Below are 22,894 nucleotides of genomic sequence, written 5' to 3'. Positions count from 1 at the left end.
ATCTTGGCACTTACACGCAGCCCGCCGCCATTGGAAGGGCACGGGCCGAAGGTGAAGCGCTGAAGCGTCTCAGAAGCCCAGGTAAGTCTCAGAAGCCCAGGTAAAGAGCCGAGACCGCGCGGTCGATGGACAGGTAGAACACTCCGAAGGCGACCACGGCCGCGGCGGCGAATTCGAGCGCCGCATTCGACAGGGTCTGGCTCCGGCGCAGCATTTCGCGACCGAAATACAGTCCGATCCAGGCCAGCGTCATCACCACCGGCATTGCGAACAGGAAGGACCAGGTGCTCTCGACGCGGTCGAGGCTCGCGGCCGGGTCGATCAAGGCGCGGATGTTGCGGACCCACGGCGCGTAGCAGGCCGAGTAGAGGGCGGTCATCCAGGCAAGGCTGACGGCCACGCCGAGATGGAACGTGAAGAGGCGATGCAGGCGCGAGAAGTCGTCGCGCGCGTCGTCGAACGTCATGTGGAATCCCCGGCAAGCGTCGGAATCGACCCGGCGACGATCTTCGAACGCCGTCCTTAGCGGGTCGTTAACGATGCCGAGATGCCCCGGAATGCCGGATTTTTTGTGACCGGACGGGAACTATTTCGCGGTTCGCATCGCCTGCGTGCAGGGCTGGCCTGCAGCCGCCGCGGCGGCCGGACGGGGCGTCGCCTCCATCCGGCCGTTCAGATCCGTCGACCGCAGATCAGTCGACCGTGGTGACCAGCGTCTCGGGCTTGCCGGCCTTCATCAGGGCGACGAAGCGCTCGAACAGGTAGTGGCTGTCGCGCGGGCCGGGCGAGGCCTCGGGGTGGTGCTGAACCGAGAAGGCCGGCCGGTCGGTGAGGGTGAGCCCGCAATTGGAGCCGTCGAACAACGAGACATGCGTCTCCAGGGCGGTGTCGGGCAAGCTGGCCGGATCCACGGCGAAGCCATGGTTCATCGAGACGATCTCGACCTTGCCAGTGGTCTTGTCCTTCACCGGGTGGTTCGCGCCGTGGTGGCCCTGCGCCATCTTCACGGTGCGCCCGCCGAGCGCGAGACCCATCAGCTGATGTCCCAGGCAGATGCCGAAGGTCGGCACCTTCTCCTGCAGCAGGGCTCGGATCACAGGAACCGCATACGTGCCGGTGGCGGCCGGATCCCCGGGACCGTTCGACAGGAACACCCCGTCCGGCTTCATCGCCATGATCTCTTCCGCGGTCGTCGTGGCGGGCACCACGGTCACGTCGCAGCCGGCCTCGGCGAGGAGACGCAGGATGTTGCGCTTCACGCCGTAGTCGATCGCCACCACCTTCAGGCCGGTGCCGGCCTTGCGGTCGCCGTAGCCGGTCTTCACGCCCCAGGTGGTCTGGGACCATTCCGAGCGCTCGCGGCTGGTGACCGGCGGGACCAAGTCGAGGCCTTCCATCGGCGCCAGGGCCGCGGCGCGGGCCTTCAGGGCCTCGCGGTCGAAGCGTCCCTCCGGATCGTTGGCGATGATGGCGTTCGGCATGCCGTTGTCGCGAATCAGCGCGGTGAGCGCGCGGGTGTCGACGCCGGTGATGCCGACGATGCCCCGGGCCTTGAGCCAGGCGTCGAGGTGGCTCGACGAGCGCCAGCTCGAGGGCTTGGTCACCGCCGACGCGATGACCGTGCCGCGGACGCCGGAGGCCGGCGCCGTAGCGAGGCTCTCCAGGTCTTCGTCGTTGGTGCCGGTGTTGCCGATATGCGGGAAGGTGAAGGTGACGATCTGGCCGGCATAGGACGGATCCGTCAGGATCTCCTGGTATCCGGTCATGGCGGTGTTGAAGCAGACCTCGCCGTCGGCGATTCCGGTCTGGCCGATGCCGAATCCCTCCAGCACGGTCCCGTCCGCCAGGACCAGGAGAGCGGTGGCCAGGGGCTCGGCCCAGGGAGCGGGGGGCGCGGGCACGGCAGGCGTATGGACGCCTTCATCTTGCAGCATCGGCGTGATCTCGCTTATGTCCGGCCGATCCCGGCGCCGTGAGCGGCGCATGCGGGCGGCTTGTCGTGCGGCGCTCATAGCGAGCGTGCCGCGTTAGGGTCAATGTGGCCCCGGCGTCGGCACGTCTCAAGAACCCCGGTTCGCGCAGCAATTCGCAGACCACGCCATCGACCCGCCGTCCGAGTCCCGCTTTTCCGGGGTCCCGCTTTTTCAGGAGTCACACGATGCTGCGCGCCCGTCTCACCACCGAGATGAAGGAGGCCATGAAGGCCGGCGACAAGGCGAAGCTCGCCACCGTCCGGATGATTCAGGCTGCCCTGAAGGACAAGGACATCGAGGCGCGCGGCCTCGGCAAGGAGCCCGCCTCCGAGGAGGAAATCCTCGCGCTGCTCCAGAAGATGATCAAGCAGCGCAACGAATCGGCCGCCGTCTACGACCAGGGTGGCCGGCCCGAGCTCGCCGAGAACGAGCGCAACGAGGTCGCGATCATCGCCGGCTTCCTGCCGCAGCAGATGGACGAGGCCGAGACCCGCGCGGCGATCGACAAGGCCCTGGCCGAGACCGGCGCCGCCGGTCCCAAGGACATGGGCAAGGTCATCGCCGCCCTGAAGGGCGCCTATGCCGGCCGCATGGACTTCGCCAAGGCGAGCGGCCTCGTGAAAGAGGCGCTGAACGCCAAGGGCTGAACGCCGAGCGTTGAACGCCGAGGCATGAGGGCGTCCCCATGCCCTGCATCGGCGTTGGGGACTCTTTAAGCCCGTGCCGCTAGTATGGGCGGCCGCAGAGGTCCGGTTCTTGCCGTGCGTTACCCGCCCCACATCCTCGAAGAGATCCGTGCGCGCCTGCCCGCATCCGATATTGTGGGGCGGCGCGTCCGGCTGAAGAAAGCGGGCCGCGAGTGGCGCGGCCTGTCGCCGTTCAATGCCGAGAAGTCACCCTCGTTCTACGTGAACGACCAGAAGCAGTTCTATCACTGCTTCTCCTCGGGCAAGCATGGGGACGTCTTCACCTTCCTGATGGAGACGGAGGGCCTGAGCTTTCCCGAGGCGGTTGAGCGCCTGGCGGCGGAGGCCGGCGTAACCCTGCCCGCGCCGAGCGCCGACGCCCGCGAGCAGGAGACCAAGCGGGCCGGAGCGATCGAGGTCATGGAGATGGCCGCCGCTTTCTTCGAGGAGCAACTGCGGGGCCGCGCCGGCGTGGAGGCCCGCGCCTATCTCGACCGACGCCAACTCGGCCCGGAGATCCGGAGCCGTTTCCGCCTCGGCTACGCCCCGGGCGACCGCTACACCCTGCGCGACTACCTCGCCGCCAAGGATGTCGACCGGGACCTGATGGTCGAGCTCGGCCTCATCGTGGCCGGCGAGGACATCCGTGTCCCCTACGACAAATTCCGGGACCGGGTGATGTTTCCGATCGCCGATTCGCGCGGGCGCGTTATCGCCTTCGGCGGCCGGGCGATGCAGAAGGACGCCAAGGCGAAATACATGAATTCGCCGGAGACGCCTCTCTTCCACAAGGGCCAACTGCTCTACAACCTGCATCAGGCGCGCAAGCCGGCGCATGATCGCGGCGTCATCATCGCGGTCGAGGGCTACGTCGACGTCATCGCCATGACCCTGGCGGGCCATCCCAACGCGGTGGCGGGCCTCGGTACGGCACTTACCGAGGAGCAGATCGGCCTCCTCTGGCGCAACGCCGACGAGCCGATCCTGTGCTTCGACGGCGACGGGGCAGGCCAGCGTGCTGCCTTCAAAGCCCTCGATGTGGCGCTGCCCGGGCTGACCCCGGGCAAGTCCCTGCGCTTCGCCATGCTGCCCGAGGGGCAGGACCCCGACGACCTCCTGCGCGCCGAGGGCAAGTCCGCCATCGACCGCGTGCTCGACGCGGCCCGCCCCCTCGTCGAGGTTCTGTGGTCGCGTGCCACCGACGGGGCGCCGCTCGATACCCCCGAACGGCGGGCCGGCCTCGCCAAATCGTTGCGCGAGATGGTTGCTTCCATCCGCGACGAGACGGTTCGGGGATTCTATCGGGACGAGATCGAGGGCCGCCTGCGCGCCCTGTCCCCGCAAGCCTCCTCGGGGCGCCGTGGACCGTGGGAGCCGCGGGCCGGCTCGGCACGCCCGGCCTTCCAGCGCAATCCCCGGCCCGGCGATCCGCCGCCGTCACCGCGAATCACCACGAAATTCAATCCCCTCTACGCCGGCGAGACCAGCGCCTCCGGCCCGGTGGCCTTTCGCGACCGGGAGGCGATGATCGTCTCCAGCCTCCTCGTCCACCCCGAACTGCTCGGGATCGAGGCGGAGGATCTCGCCGAGCTGGAACTCGGCGATCCGGATGCGCAGGCGTTGCGCTCCCTCCTGCTCGACAGCCATGCCGACGTGGATCAGCCCGGCGTCGAGGTCCTGGAGAGTCGTTTGAAGCGCGCTGGGCTCACGGATGCGGCGGCTCGGCTGGCCAGTCATGTGCGTCCGGGCGATCGATGGACACTTGACGCGCATGCCGATCCTGTGCGTCTCGAAGACGCATTGCGTCAGGCCGTGATCTTGCACCGCAAGTCTGGCGCGCTAAATAGCGAACTCCGCTTGGCTGAGCGGGCCCTGGTCGAGGACGAGACGGAGGCGAACTTCGCTTGGCTGTGCGACGTGAAGGCCCGCATGGCCGTCATCGCTGGCGCGGAGGCGGACGAAGCGGTGCCGGATGCGGATGAGGCATCGACACCCTGAAACGCGCGCCGCGAACGAATTCGGCCGCCATTGGCGGCGCATGGTTAACAATCGGTCAAGCGTCTCGCTTGCATACCGGGATCTGACATCGACGCGGCTGTCACTTCGGCGGTCCGCACATCACATGCATTTCAGCGTCGACGACGCGGAGTGAGCGACACGCTTCCGCGCGACGCTGACACGACAACCATAGGCGGACCATGGCGACGAAGGCAACGGAACGGGACGAGACGGATGCTGCTCCGGAGCAACAGACCGACGGGCCGCTCCTCGATCTGACGGATGCCTCCGTCAAGCGGATGGTGAAGCTCGCCAAGAAGCGGGGCTACATCACCTACGAGGAGATCAACGAGGTTCTGCCCGACGGCCAATCCGACCCCGACCAGATCGAGGACGTGCTGTCGCAGCTCTCTGAGATGGGCATCAACGTCGTCGAGGCGGAGGAGACCGAGGAGACGACGGAGGCCAAGGCCAACGGCGAGGCCGACGACGAGGACGGGGCGGAGGGGACCGAGGTCGCCGAGATCGCGCCGACCAAGCCTGTCGCCCTGCGTGCCGAGACGACCAAGGAGCCGACCGACCGCACGGATGACCCCGTGCGCATGTACCTGCGCGAGATGGGCTCCGTGGAGCTCCTGTCCCGCGAGGGCGAGATCGCGATCGCCAAGCGCATCGAGGCGGGTCGCGAGGCGATGATCGCCGGGCTGTGCGAGAGCCCGCTGACCTTCCAGGCCATCATCATCTGGCGCGACGAGCTCGTCGACGGCCGGGTGCTGCTGCGCGAGATCATCGACCTCGAAGCCACCTATGCGGGCCCCGACGCCAAGAACGCGATGCAGATCGCCGAGGGCGCGGAGGAGAGCGAGGAGAGCGAGGGGGATACGCCGACGCCGCCCGACGGCGACGACGAGGACGACATGGAGAACAACGTCTCCCTGGCGGCCATGGAGACCGAGATCAAGCCGCGCGTCCTCGAGACGTTCGACAACATCGCCAACAACTACCGCAAGCTGCGCAAGCTGCAGATCGAGCATGCCGAGCTCAAAGCCTCCGGCGGCACCCGCACCGATGCCCAGGAGCGCAAGCAGGACGAGCTGAAGGACGCCGTCGTCACCGACGTGAAGTCGCTCTCCCTCAATGCCAATCGCATCGAGGCCCTGGTCGAGCAGCTCTACGACATCAACAAGCGCCTCATCTCCCATGAGGGCCGACTGATGCGCTACGCCGAGAGCCACGGCGTCGCCCGCGACGAGTTCCTGCGCCACTACCAGGGCTGGGAACTCGATCCGAACTGGATGGAGCGCGTCGGCAGCCTCGGCGGCCGTGGCTGGAAGAACCTCGTCGAGAAGGGCTCGAACGAGGTCGCCCGCCTGCGCGAGCAGATCCTGACCCTCGCCTCCGAGACGGGCCTCGAGATCGGCGAGTACCGCAAGATCGTCAACATGGTCCAGAAGGGCGAACGCGAAGCCCGTCAGGCCAAGAAGGAGATGATTGAGGCCAACCTGCGCCTCGTGATCTCGATCGCCAAGAAGTACACCAACCGCGGCCTGCAGTTCCTGGATCTGATCCAGGAGGGCAACATCGGCCTGATGAAGGCTGTCGACAAGTTCGAGTACCGCCGCGGCTACAAGTTCTCGACTTACGCCACCTGGTGGATCCGGCAGGCAATCACCCGCTCGATCGCCGATCAGGCCCGCACGATCCGCATTCCGGTGCACATGATCGAGACGATCAACAAGATCGTTCGGACCTCGCGCCAGATGCTTCACGAGATCGGCCGCGAGCCGACCCCGGAGGAACTGGCCGAGAAGCTGGCCATGCCGCTGGAGAAGGTGCGCAAGGTTCTCAAGATCGCCAAGGAGCCGATCTCGCTCGAGACCCCGATCGGCGACGAGGAGGATTCGCACCTCGGCGACTTCATCGAGGACAAGAACGTCGTCCTGCCCATCGACGCGGCGATCCAGTCGAACCTGCGCGAGACCACGACGCGCGTGCTCGCCTCGCTCACGCCCCGCGAGGAGCGGGTGCTCCGCATGCGCTTCGGCATCGGCATGAATACCGACCACACCCTCGAAGAGGTCGGCCAGCAGTTCTCGGTGACGCGCGAGCGTATCCGTCAGATCGAGGCGAAGGCCCTGCGCAAGCTCAAGCACCCGAGCCGGTCGCGTAAGCTGCGCAGCTTCCTCGACAACTGATGCACGCGGTGAGGCCGGCCTTTTCCGGCGGACCTTTCACCTGAAAGAGCCGGCTCCTCATGGGGCCGGCTCTTTCGTTTCGATGGCGCCGAGCCCCTGAAGCGCTCTACGCTGTTGAAGCGGAGAGGCCCGCACGATACGCACAAAACCCGAGGCGTGGCCGTTGCCGGACGCCGTCTCCCAACCCACCTTGGCCATATGCTCGATCGAGGCCCGCCCCAGCCTTCCCCCACCGCTGAAGCCGACGGCTCGGAGGCGGCCGACGTCCCCTTCGGCGCCCTCCAGCAATGCGTGGCCCTGCGCGACTGGCTGCTGAGCGAGGGCGCGCGCATGCCGAAGGCCGAGGACCTGCTGTCCGGCCTGGCCGAGCGCCTGATCAAGCTCGACGTGCCGGTGGACCGGGCCACCACGGCCATCGATGCCCTGCATTCCGAGTATTCGGGTGTCGGGCGGTTCTGGACCCGCGAGATGGGCTCGACGGTTCGTCTGTTCCCGCACGGGGAAGCATCGGACCGGGCTTATCGCGCGAGCCCGTTCTTCCGCGTTCATGAGACCGGCGAGTGGTTGATCCTCGATCTCGCCGAGACCCCGGATGAGGCCTTCGCGGTCATTCCGGACCTGAAGGCCGAGGGCTACCGGCACTACATCGTCGCGCCGCTGTTCTTCACCAACGGCACGCGCAACGGCATCTCCTTTGCCACCCGGTCCCCGGCGGGGTTCCGCGACGAGGACGTGGCGATCCTGCGCTTCGTCATGCCGACGCTGGCCGCGGTGATGGAGATGCGCAGCATCAACAAGCAGCTCGACCACGTTCTGCGGATCTATGTCGGAGACGAGCCGCACAAGGCGATCCTCGGGGGCTCCATCCGTCGCGGTCACGTTCAGCGCATCCGCTCCGCGATCCTGTTTGCCGACATGCGCGATTATACGCGTATCTCCGCCGACATGACGCCGGAGGAGGCTGTCGACCTCCTGAACATCTTCTTCGACTGCCTGGTGCCAGCCATCGAGCGCGAGGGCGGCGAGGTCCTGAAGTATCTCGGCGACGGGCTGCTGGCGATCTTCCGTGAGCCGGGCGACGACCTGGGCGGTGCCGCCAAGGGGGCGCTCACGGCGTCCCAGAGCGCCATGGCGGCCTTGGCCGAGGCCAATGCCCTGGGCCGGTTCGCCAATCCAGTGGCCGCCGGCATCGCCCTGCATCACGGCGAGGCCGCCTACGGCAATGTCGGCTCCGGCGCGCGGCTGGACTTCACCGTGATCGGGCGCGACGTGAACCTGGCGAGCCGGGTCGCCCGCCTCAACCGGACGCTGGCCGAGCCGATCCTGATGACGAAGCCCTTCGTCGACTTCCTCTGGGACATGCCGGAGCCCCTCGGCGAGCACGCGCTCGACGGGTTTGCCGAACCCATGGGCGTCTATCGACCGGCGCGTCCGTCTGCCGCCTGAGGCCCGCCCGGGGATTGACCCCGGCGCAGGGACGGCCCACATCTGGGGTGTTCCAGGGAGATCCCCGGCAAGGGGCTGAGAAACCGATGGCCGTCCGTTCGCGGATGGCGGCGCGGAAATCCTTCGAACCTGACCCGGTTCATACCGGCGTAGGGATTGGACCGCGGGTTTCTGTTCAAGCCCGGCACGCTTCACCGCTCGAAGCTGCAGCCCCACCAATCTCGACGCCGGTCGCGGAGATTGTGTTGGACGTGAGCCCGAACGCCTTTCTCAACCTGCGACGGACGCACGGCGATGCTCCGCCGGCCGTCGTCGCTCCCGCCCACAGTGACGTCGTCGTCGTCGGCGCCGGCTTGATCGGCCTGTCGGCGGCCTGGCGCCTGGCGCAGGCCGGGCGGTCCGTGACCGTTCTGGAGCGCGACACCGTCGGCGCCGGGGCGAGCCTCGCCGCAACCGGCATGCTGGCCCCGGCCGCCGAGCACGAGCCGGGTTCCGACACGCTCCTGCCCCTGGCCCTGGAAAGCCTGTCCCGCTGGCCGGCTTTTCGCGATGACCTTCAGGCCGCGGCCGGCCTCGACATCGACTATCGGGAGGAGGGCACCCTGGTGCTCGCCATCGGCCGCGACGAGGTCGAGCGCCTGCGCTTCCGGCACGACCTGCAGAAGCGCTCAGGCCTCGACGCCCGCTGGCTGACCGGCCCCGAGGTTCGGGCCCGCGAGCCGCGCCTGCGTCCCGCCGTCACCGCCGGCCTGTTCTGCCCGCACGACCACCAAGTCGATCCGAGCCGGGTGATGGCCGCCCTCGTCCGGGCCTGCCTCGCTGCCGGAGTCGCCATCGTGGAAGGCTGCGGTGTCGACGCCTTGGATTGGAGCGCCGGCCGGGTCACGGGCGTGCGTACGGCCCAGGGCATCCGTCAGGCCGACACCGTCGTGCTCGCCTCCGGCGCTTGGAGCGGTGAGGCAGGGCTCCTGCCCGACCATCTCGCCCTGCCGGTGCGGCCCCTGCGCGGCCAGTCCCTCGCGCTGCGGACCACCGCCCGCACCGGCACCCTCGCCCACATGGTCTGGACCGAGCAGGTCCACATGGCGCCGAAGAGCGACGGCCATCTCATCGTCGGCGCAACGGTGGAGGATTGCGGCTTCGTTCCCGGCGTCACGGCCGGCGGGCTCTACGCCCTGCTGGAGGGCGCACGTCGCGTCCTGCCCGGCATCGAGGAGATGGCGGTGGAAGCGATCTGGAGCGGCTTCCGGCCGACTTCGGACGACGATGCCCCGATCATCGATGCCCTGGCGCCCGGCCTCGTGGTCGCCACCGGCCATCATCGCAACGGCTACCTGCTGGCCCCGGCCACGGCCGACGCGGTCGCGGCCCTGGTCGCCGGGGGAGCGCTGCCGGATTACGCCCGGGACTTCGGCCGGGCCCGCTTCGCGTCGCCGCCGCGGAGGGCCTTCGCATGAAGCTCCGAGTCAACGGCGAGGTCCGCGAGAGCGTGGCCGCCGACCTCGACGCCCTGTTCCGGGAAGAGGCCGAGGAGACCGGCCTCGAGAGCCCGCAGGGTATCGCCATCGCGCTCAACGGCGCCGTGATCCGACGCCGGGACTGGGCTGCCACCGCGCTCAGCGACGGCGACCGCGTCGAGATCGTGCGCGCGATGCAGGGCGGCTGATCGGGAGGGAGAACACCATGGCAGGAGGCCCGGAATGACCGAGATCGCGAACGACACGGATACGCTGGTGATCGGCGGTGTGAGCCTAGGCTCGCGTCTGTTCATCGGGACCGCCGGCTACCCCACGCAAAGCATCCTGTTCGATGCGGTCGCGGCCTCGGGCGCCGAGGTGGTCACGGCTTCGATCCGCCGGGTTTCGCTGCAGGGGCATAACTCGGATACGCTGCGCCGGCTCAAGGGGCACCGCTTCCTGCCGAACACCGCCGGCTGCGAGACGGCGCGCGACGCGATCATGACGGCCGAACTCGCCCGCGAGGCCCTCGACACGAACTGGATCAAGGTCGAGGTCATCGGCGACCGCGAAACGCTGTACCCCGACGTCGCCGAGCTGCTGGAGGCCTGTCGCCACCTCGTCGACGATGGATTCACCGTGCTGCCCTATTGCAACGACGATCCGGTGGTCTGCCAGCGCCTCGCCGATCTCGGCTGCGCCGCCGTGATGCCCATGGGCTCGCTGATCGGCTCCGGCATGGGTGTCGCCAACCCGGCCAACCTGGAGCTGATCTGTCGGCGCTCGCCCGTGCCGGTCATCGTCGATGCCGGTATCGGCACCGCCTCCGACGCGGTCATCGCCATGGAGCTCGGCGCCGCCGGCTGCCTGCTCAACACCGCGGTCGCCAAGGCCGACGATCCGGTGCGGATGGCCCGCGCCATGCGCAACGCGGTCCACGCGGGTCGCGACGCGTATCTCGCGGGACGGATCCCGAAGCGGGGACGGGCCGAACCGTCGAGCCCGCAACTGGGCCTCGTGGGTTCGTGAGCCGGGTTTCGACCGGCGCGCCGGCCGGCGCGCGACGATGAGCGGCCTGCCCGCGCGGCTGCTGGTGGTGACGGACAGGTCGGCGAGCGATGCGCCGAAGGTCGCTGCCCGGCACCTCTGCGCCACGCTCGAACGCCTCCTGCGGGCCGGCGCCCGCTGGGTCTGGTTTCGCGAGCGCGACCTGGCACCGGAGGCGCGGCGCGCACTCGCCCGGGACATCGCCCGCCTCGTGCAGGCCGAGGGCGGTTCGCTGACCATCGGCGCGGATGCGGCGCTCGCCGCTGAACTCGGTGCCGACGGTGTCCATCTGCCCGGCGGGAGTACCGCGACCGGGATTGCCGAAGCCCGCCGGCACCTGCCCGTTGGCCGTATCGGCGTGTCCGCGCATACGCCGGATGAGGTTGCGGCCGCCGCCCGAGCCGGCGCCGACTACGCGACCCTGAGCCCGATCTTTCCGACATCGAGCAAGCCGGGCTACGGTCCCGCCCTCGGAGCGGAGGCGCTGAGAACCGCGGCTGGGTTCGGCATGCCGGTGATTGCCCTCGGGGGAATGACGGTTGATCGCGTGGACCTATGCCGCGCGGCCGGCGCTGCGGGCGTCGCGGTGATGGGCGCGCTGATGCGCAGCGTGGATCCGGCCGCCGAGGTGCGTGCCTATCGCGCCCGCCTCGAGACGTGATCTGATTGGCGATTCAGACCTGCGATCCAGACTTGCGATTCAAACTTGCGATGATGGGCAAGGAGCCGGCGCATGTGGGGCAAGAACCGATTTCTCGACCGCGTGCCGATGCAGCACCCGATCGTCCAGGCGCCGATGATCGGGCCGAAGCCGGCCCTTGCCGCCAGCGTCAGCGCCGCTGGCGGCCTCGGCTCCCTCGCCTGCGCGGCGATGAACCCGGACGCGGTGCGCAGCGAGGCCGCGGCGATCCGGGCGCGGACGGACGCTCCGTTCAACCTGAACTTCTTCTGCCACCTGCCGGAAGCGCCGGACGACGAGCGCGAGGCCGCCTGGCGCAGCCGGCTCGCATCCTACTACGCGGAACTCGGCCTGGATCCGGCAGCTCCCATCGCCATGGCGCAGCGGTCTCCGTTCGATGCCGCGATGCTCGCGGTCCTCGCCGAGGTCCGGCCCGCGGTGGTAAGCTTCCATTTCGGCCTGCCGGAGACGTCGCTTCTCGACCGCGTCCGGGCGCTCGGCTGCACCATTCTCTCGTCCGCCACCACCGTGCGCGAAGCGCGCTGGCTCGCCGAGCGCGGGGTCGACGCGATCATCGCGCAGGGGGCCGAGGCTGGCGGGCATCGTGGACTGTTCCTCGGCAGCGATCCCGCGACCCAGGTCGGCACGATGGCGCTGGTGCCCCAGGTGGTCGACGCGGTGGACGTGCCCGTGATCGCAGCCGGGGGGATCGCCGATGCCCGCGGGATCGCCGCGGCCTTCATGCTCGGTGCCTCGGCCGTCCAGCTGGGAACGGCCTACCTGCGCTGCACGGAAGCCGGTCTCTCGGTGCCGCACCGCGAAGCCCTGCGCCGGGCGCGCGACGAGGACACGACGATCACCAACGTGCTCACGGGTAAGCCCGCCCGGGGACTCGTGAATCGCGTCATCCGCGAACTCGGGCCGCTATGCGCGGATGCGCCGGTGTTCCCCACGGCCGCCATCGGCCTTCAACCCTTGCGGATCGAGGCCGAGCGGCGCGGCTCGGGGGATTTCTCGCCCCTCTGGGCCGGGCAGGGGGCACCCCTTGCCCGCGAGACGGAGGCGGGTCGCCTGACCGTCGAGCTCGCGGAGGGCGCGCTCAGGCTCCTGGGTGGCCCAAGGGCCTGATCACTTCGCCGTCGCCGGGCCGTAGGGCGGCCGGGGGATCGCCCGGTGGGCGGCACGCAAAGCCGCCGACCAGCGTTCACGCAGATCGTGGAAGTAGCTCTCGCCGGCTTCGATCCGGTGATTCACCTCGAGGTCGAGGGCGTTGCGGCGGGCGACCGCAATGTCGATGGGCAACCCGACGCCGAGATTCGAGCGCATCGTCGAATCCATCGAGACGAGGCCGACCTTGAGGGCGTCGTAGAGGTCGGTCTCGTACTTCACCGCGCGGTCGAGGATCGGCTTACCGTACTTGTGCTCCCCGATCTGCAGGAAGGGCGCGTCGCCGCTGCACTCGATGAAGTTGCCGGCCGAGTAGATCAGGTAGAGCTTCATCGGGTCGGAGCCGATCTGTCCGCCGAACAGCAGCGAGACCGAGAAGCGCAGGTTGGCCGCCTCGAATCCCGCCTTCTCGATCTCGCGGACACGCCGGATGGCGCGGCCGACGAGCTGGGCCGCCTGGAACATCGTCGGCGCCTCGACGAGCTTCATCTTCGGCTCGCCGGCATCGCCCTCCACGCCCTCGGCCAGAAGGCTGAGGACCGACTGGGTGATCGAGAGGTTGCCGGCGGAGGCCAGCATCATCACGCGCTCGCCCGGCACGTTGAAGTGGTGGAGCTTGCGGTAGGTCGAGATGTCGTCGAGCCCGGCATTGGTCCGGGTGTCGGCGATCATCACCAGCCCCTCCTCGACGAGGACACCAACGCAGTAGGTCATGGTGCGGTCTTTCTCGCGCGTCCGTCCGCGATCAGGACTGGACGGAAGCCTGTGCCTGCTCGACGCGAAGCGTCACGTCGAGTGTTTCTGTCCCGCCGCCCATGCGGCTGCCGCGAATTGGCGCCGCCCCGAGATAGTCGAGGGCAACGGCCACACGGATATGGGCCTCGGTGGTGGCGATGCCGTGGGCGGCGTCGAAGCCGATCCAGCCGAGCCCCGGCACCAGCGCTTCGGCCCAGGCATGGCCGGAGCCCTGATCCGCGTCCCGGTCGGCGTGGTGGTAGTACCCTGAGACGTAGCGCGTGGGAATCTCAAGGTGGCGGGCCGCCGCGATGAAGAGATGGGTGATGTCCTGGCAGACGCCCTTCTCCTGGGTGAAGGCCTGCGCGGCGTTCGTGCTGGCGCTGGCCGGGCCGGGAACGAAGGCGACCCGCTGGTGCACGGCGGCGAGCAGCCGGTGCAGGCAGGGCAGGGGCGCCGGGTCGCCGGCCGCCGCGACCTCCTGGGCGAAGGCCTGGATGGCGTCGTTGGCCAGGGCGAGGTCCGAATCCCGCAGATAGAACACGTCCGGCAGGCGCTCGATCGTGCCGCGGACGATGCCGTGCATCTCCAAGGTGTCGACCTCTCCGGTGACCCGGATCGACAGGGCCTCGGCCGGCTCGTCCGCGGTGAACCAGTGCACGACGTTGCCGAAGCCGTCCTCGCGCTCGCTGACGCGGCCGTCGACGGAGGGTTCGATGCGCCAGCGCCGGACATACTGGCCGTCATGGTCGCGCGGACGCAGACGCAGGACCTGGATCAGCCCGCGCGCGGGCTGCTCGTAGGTGTAGTTGGTCTCGTGGAAGACGCGGATTCGCATGCGGCGACCTTTGCGCGGCGTCGGGCCGGGGCCGGCCCTATACCAGATATTGCTCGATGACCGCTGCGCCGAGGCGATTGTTCTCGACGATGAACTCCGTCACGAACTCATGCAGGCCGGATGAGAAGATGCGATTGATGTTCTCGCCCTCGAGCCGCGCGAGGGTGTTGCTGGCCAGGCGCTGACTCGCGCCGCGCCGCCCGTAGGCGTCGGCGATCAGGTCGAGGTGCTCCACCAGCATGCCGTAGCAGTTGCTGAAGGAGCGCGGCATCTGCCGGTTCAGGATGAGGAGATCGGCCACCAGGAGCGGCTTCACGCTCTCGCGGTAGACCCAGTGATAGGCGTTGAAGGCCGAAACCTCACGCAGGATCGTGGTCCATTGGAAATAGTCGAGGCTGCCGCCGACCTTCTCCGAGGCGGGCAGCAGGATGCGGTATTTCACGTCGAGGATGCGGGCCGTGTTGTCCGCCCGCTCGATGGCCGTGCCGAGGCGCGTGAACCAGTAGGCGTCGTTGCGCAGCATGGTGCGGTAGGCCGAGCCGTCGAAGGCGAGGGAGACGCCCTTCACCCAGTCGAGGAAGCGGGTGAACTCGTCGCGGTTGAGATCGCGTCCCTCGTAGTTGCGCAGTTCGAGCCAGGCGCCGTTGATGGCATCCCACATCTCGGTGGTGAGCGCCGTGCGGACGCTGCGGGCGTTCTCGCGCGCGGTCTCGATGCAGGAGCGGATCGACGAGGGATTGTGGGGGCTGAAGGCGAGGAAGTCGCAGACGGTGGCTTCGGTGACGCTGTCGTAGAGCGGCTTGAACACCTCCGGATCGCCCGCCGAGGCCAGGGCGGAGGCCCACTCGTTGGTCTCGCCGCCGCCGTAGCTCGACGGCAGGGCGGCCAGACGCAAGGCGGCATCGAGGATGCGGGCGACGAACTCCGCTCGCTCGGCGTAGCGCGAGAGCCAATACAGGTTGTCGGCGGTCCGGGACAGCATGGGGTTCCATCGGGACGTCGGCCGGCATCGGGCATGCAGGCCGCAGGGCGGAAAGGACTATGCCGGAGCCGGCACGGGCTTGGAAAGGCACCCGGCACGGAACGCCGGGCCGGATGCCGCGCGATGTCTCAGGCGTCGAGGACCCAGGTGTCCTTGGTGCCGCCGCCCTGGCTCGAGTTCACGACGAGCGACCCTTCCTTCAGGGCGACCCGGGTCAGGCCGCCGGGGACGATGCGGATCTCGTCCGAGCCGCACAGCACGAAGGGGCGCAGGTCCACGTGCCGGGGGGCGACGCCGGATGCGACGAAGGTCGGGCAGGTGGAGAGCGCCAGGGTCGGCTGGGCGATGAACCCGTCCGGCGCGTGCTTCAGCTTGCGTCCGAACTCCTCGATCTCGCGCTTGGTGGCGTGCGGGCCGACCAGCATGCCGTAGCCGCCGGAGCCATTGACCTCCTTCACCACGAGCTCGCCGAGATTGTCCATGACGTAGGCGAAGGCCTCCTTCTCGCGGCAGCGATAGGTCGGCACGTTGTGGAGGATCGGCTCCTCGCCGGTGAAGAATTTCACGATCTCCGGCATGTAGCTGTAGACCGCCTTGTCGTCGGCGATGCCGGTGCCAACCGCGTTGGCCAGGGTCACGGTCCCGCGCTCGTAGGCATTCATGATGCCGGGGACGCCGAGGACGGAGTCCGGGCGGAAGACCAGCGGATCGAGGAAATCGTCGTCGAGACGGCGGTACAGCACGTCGACCCGGCGCGGCCCCTCGGTCGTCCGCATGTAGACGACGTCGTCCTTGGTGAAGAGGTCGGAGGCCTCGACGAGGTCGACGCCGAGCTTGTCGGCCAGGAACGAGTGCTCGTAGAAGGCCGAGTTGTAGCGGCCCGGCGTGAGCAGCGCGACGGTGGGGTCGCGGGTCGCCGTGGACGGCGCGAGGCTGCGCAGGGTCGCCAGCAGGGCATCGGGATAATTCTCGACCGGCGCGACGCGGTGGCGGGAGAACAGCTCCGGGAACAGCCGCAGCATGACCTCGCGGTTCTCCAGCATGTAGGAGACGCCCGACGGGGTCCGGGCATTGTCCTCGAGCACGAAGAAGTCGTTCTCACCGGTGCGGACGATATCGATGCCGGCGATGTGGACGTAGAGGTCGTGCGGCACCCGGAAGGCCCGCATCTCCATCCGGTAATGCGGGTTGCGGTAGACGAGGTCGGCCGGGATCACGCCGGCCTTGATGCATTCCTGCGCCCCGTAGATGTCCTTCAGGAACGCGTTGATGGCGGTGACGCGCTGCTTGAGGCCCCGCTCCAGGAACCCCCATTCGGGCTTGGTGATGACCCGCGGGATGATGTCGAAGGGGATCAGCCGCTCGGTGGACTCGTTCGCGCCGTAGACCGCGAAGGTGATGCCGATGCGCCGGAAGAGCATCTCGGCCTGGCTGCGGCGGGTGTTGAAATGCTCGGGCGGCGTGGTGTCGAGCCAGTGCTTCAGGCTGTCGTAGGCTTCGCGCACGGCGGGGTTGCTCAGCGCCCCATCGGGCAGCCCGGTCATCTCGTCGAATGCAGCGAGCGCCATTCGCGTCTCCCCCTTGAACACCGTTCTTCTCTAGGCAAGAGGCGCGCCAGCGACCTGAGATCGGAGTCCGCGCCCACCGCCCTTGCGTGTACGGTAGCACGTTCAGATCAACTTCAAGCCCTTGAAGCTGGCGTGACCCTCCCGACCCAGGATGATGTGATCGTGGATCAGGATGCCGAGGGGGTCCAGGACGCCGATGAGCTCGCGGGTCATCCGGATATCGGTAGCCGAGGGGGTGGGGTCGCCCGAGGGATGATTGTGGGCCAGGATGATGGCGGTGGCCGAGAGCTCGAGGGCGCGGCGCGCCACCTCGCGCGGATAGACCGGCGTGTGGTCGACGGTTCCCCGCCCCTGGACCTCGTCGGCGATTAGGTGGTTGCGCCGGTCGAGGAACAGCACGCGAAACTGCTCGCGCGCCGCGAAGGCCATGGTGGCGCGGCAATATTCGAGCACGGCGCTCCAGGAGGAGAGCAGGGGCCGCTCGGCGATCGCCCCGCGCGCCAGGCGATGTCCTGCCGCTTCGATGAGCTTCAGGTCGGCGATGACCCCGGGACCAATGCCTTCAATTTCAGCAAGGCGCGCGGGCTCGGCGCTCACCACCTCGGCAAAGCTTCCGAAGCGCCGGATCAGAGCCTTGGCCAGGGGCTTCACGTCCCGGCGGGGAATGGCCCGGAAGAGGGCGAGTTCGAGCAGCTCGTAGTCCGGAAGCGCGTCGGCTCCGCCCTGGGCGAACCGGGCGCGGAGGCGATCGCGATGGCCGAGGTAATGCGGCTCGCCGTCCGACGGGGCAGGCGTGGACGGCGACCGCGCGGTCACGGTTCGACGTCAGCCGGCCGTCGGCGCGGGCTGGTGCAGGCCCTTCGGCGAGAGGGTGAAGATCTCCGCCCCCGTCTCCGTCACCGCCACGGTATGCTCGAACTGCGCCGAGAGCGAGCGGTCGCGGGTCACCGCGGTCCAGCCGTCGGAGAGGACCTTCACCGCCGGACGGCCGAGATTGATCATGGGCTCGACGGTGAAGAACTGGCCGGGTTGGAACTTCACGTCGTAGCTCGGCTCGACGTAGTGCAGGATGGTCGGGGCATCGTGGTAGGTGCGCCCGAGGCCGTGGCCGCAGAAGTCGCGCACGACCGAGCAGCGCTCCGCCTCGGCATAGGCCTGGATGGCGCGGCCGATATCCGTGGTGGAGCCGCCCGGCTTGATCGCCGCGATGCCGCGCATCAAGCACTCGTGGGTGATTTCGCACAGGCGCTGGGCCTTGCGCGGCACCTCGCCGACATAGGCCATCCGGCTCGAATCGCCGTGCCAGCCGTCGACGATGAGGCAGATGTCGAGGTTGACGATGTCGCCGTCCCGCAGGGGCTTGTCGTTCGGGATGCCGTGGCAGACCACGTGGTTGATCGAGGTGCAGATCGACTTCGGGTAGCCGCGGTAGAGCAGCGAGGCCGGGTAGGCGCCATGGTCCATCGCGAAGGTGTAGGCGAGCTTGTCGAGATGGTCCGTCGTGACGCCGGGGGCGGTGGCCTCCATCAGCAGATCCAGGGCCTCCGCGGTCAGACGGCCGGCCTTGCGCATGCCCTCGAAGGCCTCCGGTCCATGGATCGGCGGTTGGGGTGCGCGGCGTCCGCTCTCGGAGACGGCCTGTTCGTTCTGGGTCATGGGGACGTTTCGCGGAAGGGAACCGGGGCAGGGCCTGCCCCTATGTACGGTGACGTGCGCGCGAGGCCAACCCTTCGCGCGTACCGCACTAGGCTTGCGCCGGGGGAGAGGCTAGAGACGGGTCCCGGCAGACCCCGACAACACGGATGCCCGCACGAGGACGATCCTTCCACGAGGACGGGTCTCCGGCGGGCCGGCAAGCAGGACGAGGCGATGGCTGACAAGGCGGTCCCGCATTTCCACAACGAGCCCGGCGTGGCGGTGATTCACGTCGGCTCGAAAGAGTTCATGTGCATCGGGGCCAAGCCGCCCTTCGATCATCCGCACATCTTCCTCGACATGGGCACGGACGACGAGACCATCTGCCAGTACTGCTCGACGCTGTTCCGCTATCGCCCGACCCTGGCTGCTGGGAACGCCGACCCGGCGATCTGTGTCTGGGACGACCGGACTTCGGCCGCCGCCTGATTCGGCGAAGCGGCTCCGTGCCGGCCCTGAACATCGCCATCGTCGGCGCGGGCATCGGCGGCCTGACGGCCGCGCTCACCCTCGACGCCGCCGGCCATGCCGTCACCCTCATCGAGCGCCGCACAGGCTTCAGCGAAGTCGGTGCCGGGATCCAGCTCTCCCCGAATGCCAGCCGGGTATTGATCGGCCTCGGGCTCGGCGCCGCCCTGCGCCGCGCGGCGAGCGAGCCGCCGGCGGTGGTGGTGCGGGCCCTGACGAGCGGGGCGGTCATCGGCGGCGTTGCGCTCGGCGCCAATCTGCGCGAGCGCTTCGGCGCCCCCTACTACGTCATCCACCGGGCCGACTTGCAGACTCTGCTCCTCGACGCGGTGCGCGGCCGGCCCGGGATCCGCCTCCTGGTGGGACGGGACGTGACCGGTCTGGCGGAGCGCCCGGACGGGATCGACCTGACGCTGGAGAGCGGGACGGGCACGCGGACCGATCGGTTTTCCGCCGACCTCGTCATCGGAGCCGACGGCGTACGCTCCCGCCTGCGCAGCCACCTCGACGGGAAGGAGCTGCGGTCCGGGCGTGCCGCGGCGTGGCGGGCCATCGTTCCGCGGGAAGCCCTGCCGCCCGAACTCTCCGGTGAGACCACGGGCCTGTGGCTCGGACCGGCGCGCCACGTGGTGCATTACCCGATCCGCGGGGGGCAACACGTCAACGTCGTCGCGGTCATCCCGGAGCGGAAGGGCAGCGAGGGATGGGGTCAGCTCGGTGAGCCCGCCGTGCTGCGCGCCCGCTTCCGCGATGCGGCCGCGCCCCTCGCGGCCCTCCTGACCGTGCCGGATTCCTGGCTGGTCTGGTCGCTGGAGGATCGGGGTGCCGCGCGTCCGATGGCGCGCGGACGCCTCGCCCTGATCGGGGACGCCGCCCACCCGATCCTGCCCTTCCTGGCACAGGGAGCCGCCCTTGCGATCGAGGATGCGGCGATCCTCGCCCGGGAACTGGGCGCGAACGGTGCCGACCTCGGTGCCGCCCTTGACCGATACGATGCGGTGCGACGCGCTCGGGTGCGCCGCGTGCGCCGGGCTGCGCGCGCCAATGGCCGCACCTATCATGCGGGTCCCCTCGTCGGGACAATCCGCAACGCCGTCATGCGCCGCCTCGGTCCGGACGGGATGAACCGCCGCTACGCCTGGCTCTACGGCTGGACGCCTTGATCTGCGGAGGCCGCCCCGCTACCGCTGATGCCGGCATGCGGACGTGGCGAAACCGGTAGACGCACGAGACTTAAAATCTTGCGGCCTTTGGCTGTGCGGGTTCGAGTCCCGCCGTCCGCACCAATTGATTTCATTGAGTAATCTGGCTTTGCGGCCAGCCTCTTGAGTTCTGAATTTTTGCTCGTGTCGGCACCATGTCGGCACGAGCGGAAAGAAGCCTCACCGGCTGAGAGTGATTCGCGGCACCACCGCACCCATCGGCAGCGGCAAATTTAGACCCGCAGCCTTCAGCCGATGCTCGGCGCGGCCGACGTAGAAGGCAGCGCTCCGCATGTCGCGGCGGGCGGCTCGGATGAGCCAAGTGTGACGGAGGGATTGGATCAGGCGCATGGGACTCATCACCGAAGCGTCTCCGCTTTGTCGTCGGCCGTGCCCGTTGCCACGCGCAGCTGGCGAACGCAGTCATCGAGGGCATTGCAGATCATGCGAATGGCGAAGGGCGCTACGTCCTCGCGTGAGTCTGATATGACTCCGAGCACCTGAACCCAACCTTCTAGGTCAATGAGGGTGTGGTCTGCGGCAGCGAGGTTGAAGTCGCGGGCTTTCATGCGTCGCCCTCCCGCCAATCACAGCCGACCGTCGCGAGCACGACAGGCGCACGGCCAAGCGCTTCCTGCTCGACACGCTGCCACCAGCCATCATGGCCAAAGCGGTCGGCAAAGTGGAACAGCGCACCCTTGTTATCCAGCGGCACGAACGTCCCCTTGGGGATCTCGGGGTAGAGAGCAGAGTGCACAGCGCGCTTTTCGAAGTGCAGCCACGCGAGGTAGCTTTCCATGCAGAGCCGGGACGGCGCCTCGGCCGCGCCAACGGGCTTCCCGATGAGCGTCACGCTGCCGCCGATCAGCGGGAGTGAGACGAGGCCGGAGAGGAAGCCCCGGCGGTTCGCGGGGCTGGTCATTGCTTGGCCTCCGCAGCGAGCTTGAACGCCAGTTCCCATTGCATTTCGAGCCGGGCGGCTGTTGCCTCCAAAGCCTCAGCGAGAACATAGACGGCCTTTGGGGGGATGCTGATGCTAGAGCCTCCGAACACGCAGAGTGCCTGCGCGAACCCCACGAGGTCGCGCACCTCTTCCTCCATGTCCGAAACGGCTGAGAACACGGCAGCGACGGATGCGGGCGTGCTCATGCGTAGGCTCCGAAACTGGAGTTCAGGAACGGGAACTGCTCGGCGTAGCCTTCACCGTCACCCACGCCGCTGATCTCAGCATCGTCGTGCTGCGGTTCGTCGGCCACGTCCTCTTCAACGTCCACCACGTTAAAGGGGCATCTTGCGAATTGAGCGTCTACCGTGAGGCCACCGAGGCTCGGTTCATCGTCGTCGTACTGCTGACAGACGCCAGCGCTCTCGGGCATTTCGCCAGCGTCCTGCTCAATGTCGGCGTCGCCGTCGATGAGGTTCAAGGCGTTCAGGCACCGGTCCACTCGGTCGAGGTCGGATCGGATCTGCGCTTTGATTCGCTTGCGGAGGCCAGCGAGCGCTACGCGTTCCTCGGCGTTGATCTGCGCCTGTCGGGTTTCCCACGAGGGAGCTTCGTTCTGGCGCATGGCGTGGATGGCAAGCGTGACAGGGCCGGGCTGTAGTTTGCGCAGACGACCATCTGAGGGACGACGCCTGGGCTGAAAAAGGGTGATCGGGTTCGTTGCCATAACCGGTGTGCTCCGGGGCTGAGGTGGTCGGGATGTGAGTGGACGCTATGCGCGAAGCCGCTTCACGCGTTGCTGAAAGGCAGGCGTTGTGCTAACTTCACTTGTGTAGATAGCACAAGGTTTTTGGGTTGTGAAGCCTGCACAAGTCAGAATGGCAAGAGCAGCTTTAAATTGGTCACTTGCCGATCTGGCAGCTGCCGCAGGCGTCCATCGGAACACCATCTCGAATTTTGAAACTGAGAAGTTCGCGGGCGACCCAGCGAAGCTTGCAGCGCTTCAGGCAGCGCTTGAAGGAGCGGGGGTCGAGTTCATCCCCGAGAATGGCGGAGGTCCAGGCGTGCGGCTGAGGAAGTCAGGGGCCCCTAAGTGAAAACCCTCCTGCCTCGCCTCATGGCAATTGCCGCCATGCTGGTGGTCCTGGGAGGCGCTTACCTCCTGAAGCTTACCGGCATTGCGCACCCGGAGCTGGAAGCGTTCACTGCCGCTGGAGTGGCCGCTGTCCTGACAATCGTTGCGGGGCAGTGAAGCGGGAGGGCGGCCGGTAATGAGCGAAGACGCAGTGCCAAATGCCAGCGATCCGGCCGCTCTGGCAAAGCTATCAGAGGCCTTCCGTCTCTCGACGCTTCTCGCAGACCGTGTGCTGGCAGCTCAGGCCGCAGATCGGCCTATTCCCAAGGCGCACATCAACGCCCTGCTCGATGCAGCCATCATCCTAGATAAGTACGAGGTCGACCTACCTGCGCCGCTTGGTCAGATCGTCGATCATATCAGCGACGGGGAGGATGAGGAGGCGGGTCGGCTTGCGTGGCTGTTCCGGCCGATCCAGGGGTCGAAGGGCTGACCAGCATGGACGCCGCTTGGGCAACACTGATGTGACCTTTGGCGAGAAAAAAAATCAGCTTCTATGCTCACCAGAATGTGAGGACCAGAACGCCCCTTCGTGGAAACTCACCGGCGACAATTTAGGTACATCCTGGTGAAGCGCAAAGCTTTGACCAGGAATATTTATTGCCCGATACTAAGCCGAAAGCCCCCGAGACGGAGCAACGCCAGAAACGAACCTATCGCGCTATAACGCGGCACAGCGA

26 protein-coding genes, 1 tRNA gene and 1 riboswitch are annotated in these 22,894 nt (G+C 68.0%); of the genes, 14 read left to right on the top strand and 13 right to left on the bottom strand.

Going from position 1 to position 22,894, the window contains the following annotated elements; translation table 11 throughout:
• Positions 1–88: 88 nt before the first annotated feature.
• Both CRT23_RS15320 and carA read right to left on the bottom strand, forming a co-directional pair.
• Positions 89–466, bottom strand: coding sequence for a hypothetical protein (locus CRT23_RS15320; RefSeq protein ID WP_055956358.1), 378 nt, complete (start codon positions 464–466; stop codon positions 89–91).
• A gap of 226 nt (positions 467–692) precedes the next feature.
• A complete protein-coding gene (gene carA / locus CRT23_RS15315) occupies positions 693–1,934 on the bottom strand; it encodes a glutamine-hydrolyzing carbamoyl-phosphate synthase small subunit (protein WP_103710391.1) in 1,242 nt (413 codons plus the stop codon).
• Positions 1,935–2,158: 224 nt separating this feature from the next.
• On the opposite strand from carA, the gene CRT23_RS15310 reads away from it, so the two are divergent.
• The 9 genes from CRT23_RS15310 to CRT23_RS15270 all read left to right on the top strand — a co-directional run bounded on the left by CRT23_RS15310 (position 2,159) and on the right by CRT23_RS15270 (position 12,609).
• Positions 2,159–2,620 carry a GatB/YqeY domain-containing protein gene (locus CRT23_RS15310; protein ID WP_103710390.1) on the top strand — a complete coding sequence of 154 codons (462 nt, stop codon included), beginning with the start codon at positions 2,159–2,161 and terminating at the stop codon, positions 2,618–2,620.
• 114 nt (positions 2,621–2,734) lie between these two features.
• Positions 2,735–4,657 (top strand): DNA primase, encoded by a 1,923-nt coding sequence (gene dnaG, locus CRT23_RS15305; protein WP_181017361.1) that lies wholly within the window; start codon positions 2,735–2,737, stop codon positions 4,655–4,657.
• 200 nt (positions 4,658–4,857) lie between these two features.
• Entirely contained in the window at positions 4,858–6,852 is a 1,995-nt protein-coding gene (gene rpoD / locus CRT23_RS15300; protein WP_055956346.1) for an RNA polymerase sigma factor RpoD, read from the top strand.
• Between the two features lie 198 nt (positions 6,853–7,050).
• On the top strand, positions 7,051–8,298 hold the full coding sequence (locus CRT23_RS15295) for an adenylate/guanylate cyclase domain-containing protein (protein ID WP_055956343.1): 1,248 nt from the start codon (positions 7,051–7,053) through the stop codon (positions 8,296–8,298).
• Positions 8,299–8,343: 45 nt separating this feature from the next.
• A riboswitch (TPP riboswitch) is annotated at positions 8,344–8,472 on the top strand.
• A 101-nt stretch (positions 8,473–8,573) separates the two neighbouring features.
• Positions 8,574–9,755: a glycine oxidase ThiO gene (gene thiO, locus CRT23_RS15290; protein ID WP_245436275.1), complete on the top strand. Its 1,182-nt coding sequence runs from the start codon at positions 8,574–8,576 to the stop codon at positions 9,753–9,755.
• Positions 9,752–9,964 carry a sulfur carrier protein ThiS gene (thiS, locus tag CRT23_RS15285; RefSeq protein WP_103710387.1) on the top strand — a complete coding sequence of 71 codons (213 nt, stop codon included), beginning with the start codon at positions 9,752–9,754 and terminating at the stop codon, positions 9,962–9,964. The genes thiO and thiS overlap by 4 nt, the downstream gene beginning before the upstream one ends.
• Before the next feature lie 34 nt (positions 9,965–9,998).
• On the top strand, positions 9,999–10,784 hold the full coding sequence (locus CRT23_RS15280) for a thiazole synthase (RefSeq protein ID WP_103710386.1): 786 nt from the start codon (positions 9,999–10,001) through the stop codon (positions 10,782–10,784).
• A gap of 37 nt (positions 10,785–10,821) precedes the next feature.
• Positions 10,822–11,463: a thiamine phosphate synthase gene (locus CRT23_RS15275; protein WP_103710385.1), complete on the top strand. Its 642-nt coding sequence runs from the start codon at positions 10,822–10,824 to the stop codon at positions 11,461–11,463.
• 72 nt (positions 11,464–11,535) lie between these two features.
• Positions 11,536–12,609, top strand: coding sequence for a nitronate monooxygenase (locus CRT23_RS15270; RefSeq protein WP_103710384.1), 1,074 nt, complete (start codon positions 11,536–11,538; stop codon positions 12,607–12,609).
• On the opposite strand, the gene CRT23_RS15265 is transcribed toward CRT23_RS15270, so the two are convergent.
• The 6 genes from CRT23_RS15265 to map form a co-directional block, all read right to left on the bottom strand.
• Positions 12,610–13,362 carry a hypothetical protein gene (locus tag CRT23_RS15265; protein WP_056218845.1) on the bottom strand — a complete coding sequence of 251 codons (753 nt, stop codon included), beginning with the start codon at positions 13,360–13,362 and terminating at the stop codon, positions 12,610–12,612.
• 31 nt (positions 13,363–13,393) lie between these two features.
• Positions 13,394–14,221: a transglutaminase family protein gene (locus CRT23_RS15260; RefSeq protein ID WP_055956319.1), complete on the bottom strand. Its 828-nt coding sequence runs from the start codon at positions 14,219–14,221 to the stop codon at positions 13,394–13,396.
• A gap of 37 nt (positions 14,222–14,258) precedes the next feature.
• Positions 14,259–15,203, bottom strand: a complete 945-nt coding sequence (locus CRT23_RS15255; RefSeq protein WP_055956317.1) for an alpha-E domain-containing protein — start codon at positions 15,201–15,203, stop codon at positions 14,259–14,261.
• Between the two features lie 128 nt (positions 15,204–15,331).
• Positions 15,332–16,771, bottom strand: coding sequence for a circularly permuted type 2 ATP-grasp protein (locus tag CRT23_RS15250; protein ID WP_103710383.1), 1,440 nt, complete (start codon positions 16,769–16,771; stop codon positions 15,332–15,334).
• Between the two features lie 102 nt (positions 16,772–16,873).
• On the bottom strand, positions 16,874–17,587 hold the full coding sequence (radC, locus tag CRT23_RS15245) for a DNA repair protein RadC (RefSeq protein WP_103710382.1): 714 nt from the start codon (positions 17,585–17,587) through the stop codon (positions 16,874–16,876).
• 9 nt (positions 17,588–17,596) lie between these two features.
• Positions 17,597–18,427, bottom strand: coding sequence for a type I methionyl aminopeptidase (gene map / locus CRT23_RS15240; protein ID WP_055956307.1), 831 nt, complete (start codon positions 18,425–18,427; stop codon positions 17,597–17,599).
• Between the two features lie 213 nt (positions 18,428–18,640).
• Between map and CRT23_RS15235 the strand changes: the two genes are divergently transcribed.
• The 3 genes from CRT23_RS15235 to CRT23_RS15225 all read left to right on the top strand — a co-directional run bounded on the left by CRT23_RS15235 (position 18,641) and on the right by CRT23_RS15225 (position 20,220).
• On the top strand, positions 18,641–18,895 hold the full coding sequence (locus tag CRT23_RS15235; protein WP_055956304.1) for a zinc-finger domain-containing protein: 255 nt from the start codon (positions 18,641–18,643) through the stop codon (positions 18,893–18,895).
• A 17-nt stretch (positions 18,896–18,912) separates the two neighbouring features.
• Positions 18,913–20,097, top strand: coding sequence for an FAD-dependent monooxygenase (locus tag CRT23_RS15230; protein WP_103710381.1), 1,185 nt, complete (start codon positions 18,913–18,915; stop codon positions 20,095–20,097).
• 37 nt (positions 20,098–20,134) lie between these two features.
• Positions 20,135–20,220, top strand: a tRNA-Leu gene (locus tag CRT23_RS15225).
• 96 nt (positions 20,221–20,316) lie between these two features.
• Here CRT23_RS15225 and CRT23_RS27835 read toward each other — a convergent pair.
• From CRT23_RS27835 to CRT23_RS15205, 5 genes are read right to left on the bottom strand one after another with little or no spacing between them, the layout of a single operon-like run.
• Positions 20,317–20,496, bottom strand: a complete 180-nt coding sequence (locus CRT23_RS27835; RefSeq protein ID WP_146056402.1) for a hypothetical protein — start codon at positions 20,494–20,496, stop codon at positions 20,317–20,319.
• Positions 20,496–20,705, bottom strand: a complete 210-nt coding sequence (locus CRT23_RS15220) for a hypothetical protein (protein WP_103710380.1) — start codon at positions 20,703–20,705, stop codon at positions 20,496–20,498. The genes CRT23_RS27835 and CRT23_RS15220 overlap by 1 nt, the downstream gene beginning before the upstream one ends.
• A complete protein-coding gene (locus CRT23_RS15215) occupies positions 20,702–21,058 on the bottom strand; it encodes a hypothetical protein (RefSeq protein WP_103710379.1) in 357 nt (118 codons plus the stop codon). Before CRT23_RS15215 ends, CRT23_RS15220 begins: the two co-directional genes overlap by 4 nt.
• Entirely contained in the window at positions 21,055–21,285 is a 231-nt protein-coding gene (locus tag CRT23_RS15210) for a hypothetical protein (protein WP_103710378.1), read from the bottom strand. The genes CRT23_RS15215 and CRT23_RS15210 overlap by 4 nt, the downstream gene beginning before the upstream one ends.
• Complete coding sequence (locus tag CRT23_RS15205; RefSeq protein WP_146056401.1) at positions 21,282–21,806, bottom strand: hypothetical protein; 525 nt, start codon at positions 21,804–21,806, stop codon at positions 21,282–21,284. The genes CRT23_RS15210 and CRT23_RS15205 overlap by 4 nt, the downstream gene beginning before the upstream one ends.
• 151 nt (positions 21,807–21,957) lie before the next feature.
• On the opposite strand from CRT23_RS15205, the gene CRT23_RS15200 reads away from it, so the two are divergent.
• A complete protein-coding gene (locus tag CRT23_RS15200; protein WP_103710376.1) occupies positions 21,958–22,176 on the top strand; it encodes a helix-turn-helix transcriptional regulator in 219 nt (72 codons plus the stop codon).
• Positions 22,177–22,350: 174 nt separating this feature from the next.
• Complete coding sequence (locus tag CRT23_RS15195; RefSeq protein WP_103710375.1) at positions 22,351–22,647, top strand: hypothetical protein; 297 nt, start codon at positions 22,351–22,353, stop codon at positions 22,645–22,647.
• Positions 22,648–22,894: the final 247 nt, after the last annotated feature.

It is taken from the genome of Methylobacterium sp. V23 (assembly GCF_002917135.1).
Taxonomy (GTDB): domain Bacteria; phylum Pseudomonadota; class Alphaproteobacteria; order Rhizobiales; family Beijerinckiaceae; genus Methylobacterium.
The sequence above is the reverse complement of the archived record's forward strand: the minus strand, read 5'-3'. Positions and strand labels throughout refer to the sequence as shown.

Bases quoted from the DNA above. Each gene is read 5' to 3' on its own strand.
- CRT23_RS15320 (WP_055956358.1), bottom strand. From the start codon at position 466: ATGACGTTCGACGACGCGCGCGACGACTTCTCGCGCCTGCATCGCCTC.
- carA (WP_103710391.1), bottom strand. From the start codon at position 1,934: ATGCTGCAAGATGAAGGCGTCCATACGCCTGCCGTGCCCGCGCCCCCC.
- CRT23_RS15310 (WP_103710390.1), top strand. From the start codon at position 2,159: ATGCTGCGCGCCCGTCTCACCACCGAGATGAAGGAGGCCATGAAGGCC.
- rpoD (WP_055956346.1), top strand. From the start codon at position 4,858: ATGGCGACGAAGGCAACGGAACGGGACGAGACGGATGCTGCTCCGGAG.
- CRT23_RS15295 (WP_055956343.1), top strand. From the start codon at position 7,051: ATGCTCGATCGAGGCCCGCCCCAGCCTTCCCCCACCGCTGAAGCCGAC.
- thiS (WP_103710387.1), top strand. From the start codon at position 9,752: ATGAAGCTCCGAGTCAACGGCGAGGTCCGCGAGAGCGTGGCCGCCGAC.
- CRT23_RS15280 (WP_103710386.1), top strand. From the start codon at position 9,999: ATGACCGAGATCGCGAACGACACGGATACGCTGGTGATCGGCGGTGTG.
- CRT23_RS15275 (WP_103710385.1), top strand. From the start codon at position 10,822: ATGAGCGGCCTGCCCGCGCGGCTGCTGGTGGTGACGGACAGGTCGGCG.
- CRT23_RS15270 (WP_103710384.1), top strand. From the start codon at position 11,536: ATGTGGGGCAAGAACCGATTTCTCGACCGCGTGCCGATGCAGCACCCG.
- CRT23_RS15265 (WP_056218845.1), bottom strand. From the start codon at position 13,362: ATGACCTACTGCGTTGGTGTCCTCGTCGAGGAGGGGCTGGTGATGATC.
- CRT23_RS15260 (WP_055956319.1), bottom strand. From the start codon at position 14,221: ATGCGAATCCGCGTCTTCCACGAGACCAACTACACCTACGAGCAGCCC.
- CRT23_RS15255 (WP_055956317.1), bottom strand. From the start codon at position 15,203: ATGCTGTCCCGGACCGCCGACAACCTGTATTGGCTCTCGCGCTACGCC.
- CRT23_RS15250 (WP_103710383.1), bottom strand. From the start codon at position 16,771: ATGGCGCTCGCTGCATTCGACGAGATGACCGGGCTGCCCGATGGGGCG.
- map (WP_055956307.1), bottom strand. From the start codon at position 18,427: ATGACCCAGAACGAACAGGCCGTCTCCGAGAGCGGACGCCGCGCACCC.
- CRT23_RS15235 (WP_055956304.1), top strand. From the start codon at position 18,641: ATGGCTGACAAGGCGGTCCCGCATTTCCACAACGAGCCCGGCGTGGCG.
- CRT23_RS27835 (WP_146056402.1), bottom strand. From the start codon at position 20,496: ATGAGTCCCATGCGCCTGATCCAATCCCTCCGTCACACTTGGCTCATC.
- CRT23_RS15220 (WP_103710380.1), bottom strand. From the start codon at position 20,705: ATGAAAGCCCGCGACTTCAACCTCGCTGCCGCAGACCACACCCTCATT.
- CRT23_RS15215 (WP_103710379.1), bottom strand. From the start codon at position 21,058: ATGACCAGCCCCGCGAACCGCCGGGGCTTCCTCTCCGGCCTCGTCTCA.
- CRT23_RS15210 (WP_103710378.1), bottom strand. From the start codon at position 21,285: ATGAGCACGCCCGCATCCGTCGCTGCCGTGTTCTCAGCCGTTTCGGAC.
- CRT23_RS15205 (WP_146056401.1), bottom strand. From the start codon at position 21,806: ATGGCAACGAACCCGATCACCCTTTTTCAGCCCAGGCGTCGTCCCTCA.
- CRT23_RS15200 (WP_103710376.1), top strand. From the start codon at position 21,958: ATGGCAAGAGCAGCTTTAAATTGGTCACTTGCCGATCTGGCAGCTGCC.
- CRT23_RS15195 (WP_103710375.1), top strand. From the start codon at position 22,351: ATGAGCGAAGACGCAGTGCCAAATGCCAGCGATCCGGCCGCTCTGGCA.